This window comes from Aquabacterium sp. (assembly GCF_004297345.1).
GTDB lineage: Bacteria > Pseudomonadota > Gammaproteobacteria > Burkholderiales > Burkholderiaceae_C > Aquabacterium.
The window spans coordinates 1-9,915 of the sequence record NZ_SCTN01000374.1 but is presented as its reverse complement, the minus strand read 5'-3'; the positions used below and the strand labels follow the sequence as shown (position 1 = coordinate 9,915).

The following is a 9,915-nucleotide window of genomic DNA, read 5'->3' as shown; positions in this document are numbered from 1 at the left end:
GCCAGCTGGCGCGTCAAGGAAACCGACCGCATCTCGGCCATGGCCTGCGAGTTGCGCAAGCTGGGCGCCACCGTGGTCGAGGGCCAGGATTTCATTGAAGTGACGCCGCCCGCCCAGGGTCAATGGCAGCACGCCAGCATCCACACCTATGACGACCATCGCATGGCGATGTGCTTCTCGCTGGCTGCGTTCAACCCTCTGGCACCCACGGCCACACCCCACAAGCCTATTTCGGTTCGCATTGACGACCCGCGCTGCGTCGGCAAGACCTTCCCGGACTACTTCGAATCGCTGTTCCAGGTCGCGCAAACCAATCCCGATCTGATCCCCGTGATCACGGTCGATGGCCCCACCGCCTCGGGCAAGGGCACGCTGGCCTCCGCCCTGGCCACCCGCCTGGGCTACCAGTTCCTGGATTCGGGCTCGCTCTACCGCATCACCGGCCTGCTGGCCACCGAACGCGGCATCAGCCTGGATGACGCGCCCGCATTGGAAGACCTGGCCCGCCAGCTCGGCTACGCCATCTCCCTGCGATTTGATCGGGAACACATCTGGGTTGATCAACGTGACGTGGGCGAACTGGTCCGCCGCGAAGACATCGGTCAGGCCGCCTCGCGCGTGTCCGTTTTCCCAGGAGTTCGCCAGGCGCTGGTCGAGCTGCAGAAGGCTTTCCGTGGCTTGCCCGGCCTGGTGGCCGATGGCCGAGACATGGGCACCGTCATCTTTCCGGACGCCGCCATGAAGGTGTTTTTGACGGCATCCGTCAAAGAACGGGCGGAACGCCGTTATAACCAATTGATTTCAAAAGGGATTTCTGCTAATCTCGATGAGATCTGCGCAGACCTAGAAGCGCGTGACCTGCGGGACCGTACCCGCGCCGTCTCGCCTCTGGTGCCTGCTGCTGATGCCCACAAGATCGACAACTCGGCCTGGACCATCGAACAATCGGTGGAAACGGTACTGGGATTGTGGGTCGAGGGCTGGCCCCACGTGATCGTCCGTCACTGACTGGTGTCTTTGACATTCACGAGGGGTCTTTACCAAAAGGCTGTGACTTCCGGCGCATGCTGCCAGGCTTGCGCTTGAGTGATCGGGGCTGCTGCAAGGTGGCCCGGTTGTCATGTTCTTCAACCCAACCCGTTGTGGTCGTTCCTGTCGATCGCAGCGTTACCGCTGGCTAACCCCAGCACAGGAAACTCCATGTCTGAATCTTTTGCCGCCCTTTTTGAAGAGTCGCTGCAACGCGCCAACATGCGCCCGGGCGAAGTCATCACCGCTGAGGTGGTGGCCGTCGAACACAACTTCGTGGTGGTCAACGCTGGCCTGAAGTCCGAAGCCTATGTGCCTATCGACGAGTTCCGCAACGACCAGGGCGAGATCGAAGTCCAAGTGGGCGACTTCGTGTCCGTGGCTGTTGACGCCATCGAAAACGGCTACGGCGACACCATCCTGTCGCGCGACAAGGCCAAGCGTCTGGCTTCGTGGCTGTCTCTGGAAACCGCACTGGAGTCTGGCGACTTCGTGACCGGTACCGTCAATGGCAAGGTCAAGGGCGGCCTGACCGTTCTGGTCAACGGCATCCGTGCCTTCCTGCCTGGTTCTTTGCTCGATACGCGCCCTGTCAAGGACATGTCGCCGTTCGAAGGCAAGACCATGGAATTCAAGGTCATCAAGCTGGACCGCAAGCGCAACAACGTCGTGCTGTCGCGCCGTGCTGTGGTTGAAGCTTCGATGGGCGAAGAGCGCGCCAAGCTGATGGAAACGCTGCGCGAAGGCGCGATCGTGGCCGGCGTGGTCAAGAACATCACCGAATACGGTGCGTTCGTGGACCTGGGCGGTATCGACGGCCTGCTGCACATCACCGACATGGCATGGCGCCGTGTCCGTCACCCATCCGAAGTGGTGACGGTTGGTCAAGAACTGACCGCCAAGGTCCTGAAGTTCGACGCCGAGAAGAACCGCGTTTCGCTGGGTCTGAAGCAAATGGGCGACGATCCATGGGTTGGCGTTGCTCGCCGTTACCCTGCTGGCACCCGTCTGTTCGGCAAGGTCACCAACATTGCTGACTACGGTGCATTCGTCGAGATCGAACCTGGCATTGAAGGCCTGGTGCACGTCTCTGAAATGGACTGGACCAACAAGAACATCGCTCCCAACAAGATCGTCAACCTGGGCGACGAAGTGGAAGTCATGGTTCTGGAAATCGACGAAGACAAGCGTCGCATCTCCCTGGGCATGAAGCAGTGCAAGCCGAACCCATGGGACGACTTCGCTCAGAACTTCAACCGTGGCGACAAGGTCAAGGGCCCCGTCAAGTCGATCACCGACTTCGGCGTGTTCGTTGGTCTGGCTGCTGGTATCGACGGCCTGGTGCACCTGTCCGACCTGTCTTGGAACGAGCCTGGCGAAGCCGCCGTGCGCAACTACAAGAAGGGTCAAGAAGTTGAAGCCATCGTTCTGGCGATCGACGTCGAACGTGAGCGCATCAGCCTGGGCATCAAGCAGCTGGACAGCGACCCCTTCACCAACTTCACGACCCTGAACGACCGTGGCGCTACCGTCACTGGCGTGGTCAAGACCGTGGATGCCAAGGGTGCCGAAATCACCCTGGGTGAAGACATCATCGGCTACCTGCGCGCTTCCGAAATCAGCCGCGACCGCGTTGAAGACGCTCGCAACGTGCTGAAGGAAGGCGACGAAGTCACCGCCCTGATCATCAACGTGGACCGCAAGACCCGCGGCATCCAACTGTCGATCAAGGCCAAGGACAACGTCGAACAGCAAGAAGCCATGCAATCTCTGCGTGCTGACACCACCAAGGAAGGTGCTGGTACAACGAGCCTGGGCGCCCTGCTGAAGGCCAAACTGGACCAGAACAACGGTTAATCCCGTCTGGTCTCACACTGCTTCCGTTGACCAGGTTTCGGCCTGGTTCTTCGGAGGTTGTGATGAGCGTGGCAGCACCTCGTGGTGTTGAAGAAAGCCCTGGATCCCTGGTCCTACCAGGTTGAAGGGGCTTTTTGCTGATGCTCATCACAGCCTTTCAAAAGATTCACGCCGTCTTCTCGTATGACCCGATCCGACCTCGTGGCCCGACTGGCCGAACGATTCGGCCAGCTCACCCAGCGTGATGCCGAGTTCGCCGTCAAGACCATCCTCGATGCGATGTCCGAAGCGCTGGCCAAAGGCCACCGCATCGAAATCCGCGGCTTCGGCAGCTTTTCGATCAACCGCCGTCCACCCCGCATGGGCCGCAATCCGCGCTCGGGCGAGCAGGTCCTGATCCCCGAAAAGCTGGTCCCGCACTTCAAACCAGGCAAAGCCCTGCGCGAAGGCGTGGACAAGGTGGATACTGTCGTCCAACAAGACACACTCAAGAGCTGAAAACCTCATGCGAGCACTGAACTGGTTGTGGCGCGGCCTGCTGTTCTTCGTCCTGTTCGCGTTCGCGCTGAACAACCAGCATCTGGTGGAGCTCAAATGGTTCCTGGGGTACAGCTGGCAGGCGCCGATGGTCTTCGTGGTACTGGGCGTGTTCGCACTGGGTTGCGTCACCGGCGTGCTGGCCATGTTGCCCAGTTGGTGGCGCCATCGCCGCGATGCGCGCAACCGTGCCTTGTTGCTGCCGGAACCCGTCGTCAACAGCAAGCAAACCGCCGCACCCAGCCCGTTTGACAGCGGCCCCAGCACCCGCTCTGGCCCACCAACGCTGCCTGCGGAACTGCCCTTCCCGCCGGACATGCCTGCGCCGCGCAAACCTGCCAAGTGACTGGCCCCGTGATCGGCCCTTGACCGGCCTAGCCTCTATCGCCCATGGAATTCGATCTCTACTGGCTGCTGCTGGCCTTCCCCTTTGTCTTCCTGCTGGGTTGGACGGCCTCGCGCCTGGATCTGCGCCAACTCAAGCGTGAAGACCGTGCCTCACCTCAGGCCTACTTCAAAGGCCTGAACCTGTTGCTCAACGAACAGCAGGACAAGGCCATCGATGCCTTCATCGAAGCCGTTCAGCACGACCCCGACACCTCCGATCTGCACTTCGCTTTGGGCAATTTGTTTCGCCGCCGCGGCGAGTACGAACGCGCCATCCGCGTGCACCAACACCTGCTGGCCCGCGCCGATCTAAAGCGAGACGAGCGCGAGCGCGCCCAGCACGCCCTGGCGCAAGACTTCATGAAGGCCGGCCTGTTTGACCGCGCCGAAGAAGCCTTCAAGGCACTGGAGGGCACGGCCTTCTCGACAGACGCACGCCTGGCCTTGCTCTCATTGCATGAGCGTTCGCGCAACTGGCACCCGGCCATTGAAATCGCGCGCCAGCTGGAGGCCTCTGGCACAGGCTCTTTCTCGCAGCGCATGGCGCACCACTGGTGCGAGGTCGCGCATGAGGCCGACGCTCGTGGTCGCGCAGATGAGGCGGAACAAGCCTTGCAACGTGCCCGAGAAGCGGCGCCTCAGGCGGCACGCCCTCTGGTCATGCAAGGCCAGCGGCTGGCACGTCAAGGGCAACACGCCAAGGCCCTGCGCGTCTGGGATGACCTGATGGTGATGCAAGCCCAGGCCTTCTCGCTGATTGCCATGGACTACGCCAAGTGCGCGAAAGCCTGCGGTGAAGACCAGGCCGCGCTGGACAAATTGCAAGGTTTGTACACCCAGGTGCCATCAGTCGATGTACTGAGCGCGGTCAACAGCCTGCAAGAAGACCCGCAAGCGCGCCGCCAGGCCTTGATGGCCCATATCCGCACGCAGCCGTCCTTGTCTGCTGCGCAAGGCCTGATCCGTGAACGTCTGATCACGCATGTTCCGCTGGATGAGCCCGAGATCGAACTCATGCAGCAGGCGCTGACCACAGCAGCCAAGCCCTTGCAGCGCTACCGCTGTGCAGCCTGCGGCTTCGAGAGCCAGCATTACTTCTGGCAATGCCCCGGCTGCCAGGGCTGGGACACCTACCCGCCGCGCAGACTGGAAGACCAGTAAGGCTTGGGTTTACTGGTGCATGCCGCCATGCATCATCTGGTGATGCGCGCCTGCACCTGAAGCTGCGCCGGAGGCTGGCGCCATGGTCATCGAACCACTCTTGACCGGCACCTTGACGTCCTGCTTCACGGTCTTGCCATCAGCGGTTCGCAACAGCAGGGTCAAGCTCACTTCATCACCGTCCTTGAGTTGCTGCTTCAGGTCCATCAGCATCAGATGATGGCCGCCCATACCAGGACGCAGGCTCACCGTCTGACCAGCAGGCAGCGGCAAGGACGGTACAGCGTGCATGCGCATCACGCCGCCATCCATGGCCATTTCGTGCAATTCGCTGTCAGCAGCCGCTGTGGTGCTGAACCCCGTCAGCGTCAAGGCTTGAGAGGCAGTCAGGTTCATGAAACCGCCGGTACCACTCTGGCCTTTGACCGTAGCGCGGATCCAGGCATCCGACACTTTCACCAAAGGTGCTTCGGCATTGGCCTCGGCTTTGACGGGCGGCTTGCCGCCAGCAGCTTGATCAGCCGCACATGCAGCAGACATCGCCACACCCAGCATCAGGGCAGACAGGCCCGTGCGGGCCAGAAGAGCAAGCGCTTGATTAGATTTCATGATGAGGCACTCCAACGCCATTCCAGTACAAGGGTACTGAGGCAAGTCTAGCGCCGGGAGCGCGCGACTTACCGCCTTTGTTCGTATGCCACTGCATCGCACCTTTGCGCCATCTCAGATTTGTTGCAAAACCCGTCTGTACTGAATGGCCTCAGCCATGTGGGACTGCCTTATGGCGTCGGCCCCTGCCAGATCTGCGATCGTGCGCGCCAGCTTGAGTACACGATGGAAAGCCCGTCCAGACCATCCCAGCCGTGCACAGGCTGTTTGCAGGAAACTCGAAGCAGCCGCATCGGCCTGCGCATGCGCCTCCAGCAAACTGCCCGACAGTTCCGCATTGAGCACTCCCTGCCTCGAGCGCTGCCGCTCGCGAGCACGCAGCACCCTCGCGGCCACGTCGGCTGAGCTTTCCCCATCCGGACTGGCTGCCAGCACATCTGGTGGCACGGCAGGCACTTCAATCTGGACGTCGATGCGGTCCATCAAAGGCCCACTGAGGCGAGATTGGTAGCGCGCGACTTGATCCGGCGTACAGCGACAGGCTTTCAGCGGGTTGCCAAAATGCCCGCACGGGCAAGGGTTCATCGCGCCCAGCAACTGAAAGCGCGCAGGAAAATCATGGCGCCGCGCCGCGCGGGCAATCGTGATGAGGCCCGTCTCCAGCGGCTCTCGCAGCGCTTCCAGCGCAGCACGAGGGAACTCCGGGAGCTCGTCAAGAAAGAGGATGCCGTGGTGTGCCAGCGAAATCTCGCCCGGCCTGGGCGGAGAGCCGCCCCCCACCAGCGCCACGGAAGACGCCGTATGGTGCGGGCTGCGCATGAGGCGCTGCCGCCAGCGCTGTGCATCAAAGCAGCCAGCCAGACTCAGCACAGCAGCAGATTCCAGCGCTTCGTCATCATCCAAGGCTGGCAGCAACCCGGCAAAGCGTTGAGCCAGCATGGATTTGCCCGTGCCTGGCGGCCCAACCATCAGCAGTGAATGGCCACCAGCCGCAGCGACCTCCAGCGCCCGCTTGGCCGCCGTCTGCCCTTTGACGTCCTTCAGGTCTGCCAAAGTCATGGTCGGCGCTGCCGGTTGAACCGCCTGCGCACGTATCAGATCGCCGCCAGCACCTTGATCAGCCGGCCGCAAGGCAGCCACTACATCCATCAGGTGTGTGGCCCCGTAGAGGCGCACACCATCGACCAGCGCCGCCTCTTGCGCGCTCGATTGAGGCAGGACGAGGCCACGCTGTCGCGCACCAGGCGCATCGCTGGCACCGCGCCGCAAAGCCAGGGCCATGGGCAAGGCACCGCGCACCGAACGCAACTCGCCCCCCAGTGACAACTCCCCGGCGAACTCCAGCTCGACCAGCCGATTGGCGTCCAGGTGCCCCATGGCGGCCAGGATGCCCAGCGCAATCGGCAGATCGAAGCGCCCGGATTCCTTGGGCAGGTCAGCTGGCGCCAGATTGACTGTCACCCTTTTGTTGAAAGGGAACTCCAGACCTGAATTGCTCAAGGCGGCCCGCACCCGCTCCCTGGCCTCCTTGACTTCAGTGTCAGCCAGGCCCACCAAGGTGAAAGAGGGCAAACCGTTGGCCAGATGGACTTCCACGGTGACTTCTGGCGCCTTGAGCCCATCCAGGGCGCGGCTGTGAATGATGGCCAATGACATGTCAGGAATGCTTCATTTCGGGGATACGGCCAATTTTGCCGCCTTGTGAAAAATCGCCATTCCCCCGAAAGGGCCCCACCAATGGGCGCCCATCACAACCAGCTCCACGCCAGTCAGCACCAAGAGCGTGCACATCAACCAAACAGGCGTAACAAACGCACGGCACCGCACAAAGTTCGTGCGTGCCGCCATCCGAGATGCCAACTCGGTGCACCGACTCGAATGCTTCACAGGTGGCTCACCGATTTGGCGCGCTGGCATGGATCGTGCAGACATGGTTGTGTCTGAATTTTTGCCAACCTCACCGGAGAACCAACCATGAAAATGGTGACCGCCATCGTCAAGCCATTCAAGCTTGATGAAGTGCGTGAGGCCTTGTCTGCCATTGGCGTCCAAGGCATCACCGTGACCGAAGTCAAAGGCTTCGGCCGCCAGAAGGGCCACACCGAGCTGTATCGTGGCGCGGAATACGTGGTCGACTTTCTGCCGAAAGTGAAGATCGAAGCGGCTGTGGATGAGTCCATCCTCGACCGCGTGATCGAAGCCATCGAGTCGTCTGCCCGTACCGGCAAGATCGGCGACGGCAAGATCTTCGTGACCCCGATCGAGCAGGTTGTCCGCATCCGTACCGGCGAAACCGGCAAGGACGCGCTCTGATCCTCGGCTCTCACGCCTGACCCACATCCCCTTCTATCTCACGTTTCCAAGAGGCATCTTCATGAGAAAGCTCATTGCGTCCCTCGCGCTGGGGCTGGCAGCCTTCGGTCTACTGGGCGTCTCGCACGCTCAGGACGCCGCGGCGTCCGCACCCGTAGCCGCTTCGGCTGCCGCTGAAGCCACCGCACCGGCATCGGCGCCTGTTGCAGCCCCTGCGGCTGCCCCCGCAGCGTCTGAAGCGGCATCCGCTGCCGCAGCGCCTGCACCTGCCCCCAACAAGGGCGACACCACCTGGATGCTGGTCTCCACACTGCTGGTGATCCTGATGACGGTTCCCGGCCTGGCCCTGTTCTACGGCGGCCTGGTGCGCAGCAAGAACATGCTGTCCGTGCTGATGCAGGTGATGGTCACCTTCTCGCTGATCGTCGTGCTGTGGTTCGTTTACGGCTACAGCCTGGCTTTCACCGAAGGTAACGCCTTCATCGGCGGCCTGGATCGCCTGTTCATGAAGGGCATCTGGGACAACGTCGCGGGCACTTTCGTCAACGCCGGCACCTTCAGCAAGGGTGTGCCGATGTATGAAATCGTGTTCGCTGCTTTCCAGGCTACGTTCGCCGGCATCACCTGCTGCCTGATCGTGGGCGCCTTCGCAGAACGCATCAAGTTCTCGGCTGTGCTGCTGTTCATGGTGCTGTGGTTCACCTTCAGCTACGCCCCGATTGCGCACATGGTCTGGTTCTGGATGGGCCCTGACGCTTACACCTCCAAGGAAGTGGTCGATGCCATGAACGGCAAGGCCGGTCTGATCTGGCAGTGGGGCGCGCTGGACTTCGCCGGCGGTACCGTGGTGCACATCAACGCCGCTGTGGCTGGCCTGGTGGGTTCCTACATGGTCGGCAAGCGCATCGGCTACGGCAAGGAAGCGTTCACGCCTCACTCGCTGACACTGACCATGGTGGGTGCCTCGCTGCTGTGGGTGGGCTGGTTCGGTTTCAACGCCGGCTCGGCTCTGGAAGCCAACGGTTTCGCTGCGCTGGCATTCATCAACACCTTTGTTGCCACCGCCGCTGCTGTGCTGGGCTGGTGCCTGGGTGAAGGCCTGCACAAGGGCAAGGCTTCGATGCTGGGCGCTGCGTCCGGTGCTGTGGCTGGCCTGGTTGCGATCACGCCTGCTGCTGGTAACGTCGGTATCGGCGGTGCCGTGGTCATCGGCCTGCTGGCTGGCCTGATCTGCCTGTGGGGTGTGACCGGTCTGAAGAAGCTGCTGGGTGCAGATGACACGCTGGACGTGTTCGGCGTGCACGGCGTCGGCGGTATCTTCGGTGCCCTGGTAACCGGCGTGTTCAACTCGCCCAACCTGGGTGGCCCTTCCACCGTCGCTGACTGGGTCACGGTCACCATGACCACGCCGACCGAGTTCTCGATCAGCGCCCAGTTGCTGGTTCAGGCCAAGGCTGTCGGCCTGACCATCGTGTGGTCGGCTGTGGTCTCCCTGATCGCCTACAAGATCGTTGACCTGGTGATCGGCCTGCGTGTGCCTGAAGAGGAAGAGCGCGAAGGTCTGGACATCACTTCACACGGCGAAACGGCTTATCACAAGTAAGACGAGTGATTGGCATCAGGGCGGCGCACAGTTGCCGCCCTGCTCAATCCCATCAAGGCTGCCTTCGGGCAGCCTTTTTTCATGGCCCGCCCGCACTGCCACGAATCGAGTACAGCTGCACGGTGCACATATAAAAATCCCGCGCAAACTTGCTCGCCCCTTGAATAAGCACGCAAGCGCCCCGAACTTGCTACGATCCTGCCCAGATATCCACATAACACCCTCGCTCCACCATGGTTCCCCACCTGATCACCGCGCTAACCGGCCCCATCAATGAACTGGAGCAGCGCATGCTGGAGTCCGTGCCGGCCATCGAGCGCTGGTTCCGGCTTGAATGGATGGAGCACACACCACCTTTCTACACATCGGTGGATTTGCGCAATGCCGGGTTCAAGCTCGCGCCTGTGGATACCAATCAG

At 61.7% G+C, this 9,915-nt stretch carries 10 protein-coding genes; 8 read left to right on the top strand and 2 right to left on the bottom strand.

Features of this window, described 5'->3' with window-relative positions:
• The 5 genes from cmk to lapB all read left to right on the top strand — a co-directional run.
• The coding region (gene cmk / locus EPO09_RS14185; RefSeq protein ID WP_290643973.1) for a (d)CMP kinase at positions 1 to 1,008 on the top strand (1,008 nt) is incomplete at its 5' end.
• A 192-nt stretch (positions 1,009 to 1,200) separates the two neighbouring features.
• Positions 1,201 to 2,886 carry a 30S ribosomal protein S1 gene (gene rpsA, locus EPO09_RS14180; RefSeq protein WP_290643972.1) on the top strand — a complete coding sequence of 562 codons (1,686 nt, stop codon included), beginning with the start codon at positions 1,201 to 1,203 and terminating at the stop codon, positions 2,884 to 2,886.
• Positions 2,887 to 3,069: 183 nt separating this feature from the next.
• Complete coding sequence (locus tag EPO09_RS14175; RefSeq protein WP_290643971.1) at positions 3,070 to 3,384, top strand: integration host factor subunit beta; 315 nt, start codon at positions 3,070 to 3,072, stop codon at positions 3,382 to 3,384.
• Between the two features lie 7 nt (positions 3,385 to 3,391).
• Positions 3,392 to 3,769 carry a lipopolysaccharide assembly LapA domain-containing protein gene (locus EPO09_RS14170; RefSeq protein WP_290643970.1) on the top strand — a complete coding sequence of 126 codons (378 nt, stop codon included), beginning with the start codon at positions 3,392 to 3,394 and terminating at the stop codon, positions 3,767 to 3,769.
• Positions 3,770 to 3,813: 44 nt separating this feature from the next.
• Positions 3,814 to 4,971: a lipopolysaccharide assembly protein LapB gene (gene lapB, locus EPO09_RS14165; RefSeq protein ID WP_290643969.1), complete on the top strand. Its 1,158-nt coding sequence runs from the start codon at positions 3,814 to 3,816 to the stop codon at positions 4,969 to 4,971.
• Positions 4,972 to 4,980: 9 nt separating this feature from the next.
• On the opposite strand, the gene EPO09_RS14160 is transcribed toward lapB, so the two are convergent.
• Together EPO09_RS14160 and EPO09_RS14155 are read right to left on the bottom strand one after the other, a co-directional pair.
• On the bottom strand, positions 4,981 to 5,580 hold the full coding sequence (locus EPO09_RS14160; RefSeq protein WP_290643968.1) for a copper chaperone PCu(A)C: 600 nt from the start codon (positions 5,578 to 5,580) through the stop codon (positions 4,981 to 4,983).
• Between the two features lie 114 nt (positions 5,581 to 5,694).
• Positions 5,695 to 7,236: a YifB family Mg chelatase-like AAA ATPase gene (locus EPO09_RS14155; RefSeq protein ID WP_290643967.1), complete on the bottom strand. Its 1,542-nt coding sequence runs from the start codon at positions 7,234 to 7,236 to the stop codon at positions 5,695 to 5,697.
• Positions 7,237 to 7,554: 318 nt separating this feature from the next.
• Here EPO09_RS14155 and EPO09_RS14150 point away from each other — a divergent pair, with 318 nt between their 5' ends.
• The 3 genes from EPO09_RS14150 to EPO09_RS14140 form a co-directional block, all read left to right on the top strand.
• Positions 7,555 to 7,893 carry a P-II family nitrogen regulator gene (locus EPO09_RS14150; protein WP_290643966.1) on the top strand — a complete coding sequence of 113 codons (339 nt, stop codon included), beginning with the start codon at positions 7,555 to 7,557 and terminating at the stop codon, positions 7,891 to 7,893.
• 61 nt (positions 7,894 to 7,954) lie between these two features.
• Entirely contained in the window at positions 7,955 to 9,496 is a 1,542-nt protein-coding gene (locus EPO09_RS14145) for an ammonium transporter (RefSeq protein WP_290643965.1), read from the top strand.
• A gap of 233 nt (positions 9,497 to 9,729) precedes the next feature.
• The coding region (locus EPO09_RS14140; RefSeq protein WP_290643964.1) for a glutamate--cysteine ligase at positions 9,730 to 9,915 on the top strand (186 nt) is incomplete at its 3' end.

Coding starts and splice junctions, on each gene's coding strand:
- rpsA (WP_290643972.1), top strand. CDS start 1,201: ATGTCTGAATCTTTTGCCGCCCTTTTTGAAGAGTCGCTGCAACGCGCC.
- EPO09_RS14175 (WP_290643971.1), top strand. CDS start 3,070: ATGACCCGATCCGACCTCGTGGCCCGACTGGCCGAACGATTCGGCCAG.
- EPO09_RS14170 (WP_290643970.1), top strand. CDS start 3,392: ATGCGAGCACTGAACTGGTTGTGGCGCGGCCTGCTGTTCTTCGTCCTG.
- lapB (WP_290643969.1), top strand. CDS start 3,814: ATGGAATTCGATCTCTACTGGCTGCTGCTGGCCTTCCCCTTTGTCTTC.
- EPO09_RS14160 (WP_290643968.1), bottom strand. CDS start 5,580: ATGAAATCTAATCAAGCGCTTGCTCTTCTGGCCCGCACGGGCCTGTCT.
- EPO09_RS14155 (WP_290643967.1), bottom strand. CDS start 7,236: ATGTCATTGGCCATCATTCACAGCCGCGCCCTGGATGGGCTCAAGGCG.
- EPO09_RS14150 (WP_290643966.1), top strand. CDS start 7,555: ATGAAAATGGTGACCGCCATCGTCAAGCCATTCAAGCTTGATGAAGTG.
- EPO09_RS14145 (WP_290643965.1), top strand. CDS start 7,955: ATGAGAAAGCTCATTGCGTCCCTCGCGCTGGGGCTGGCAGCCTTCGGT.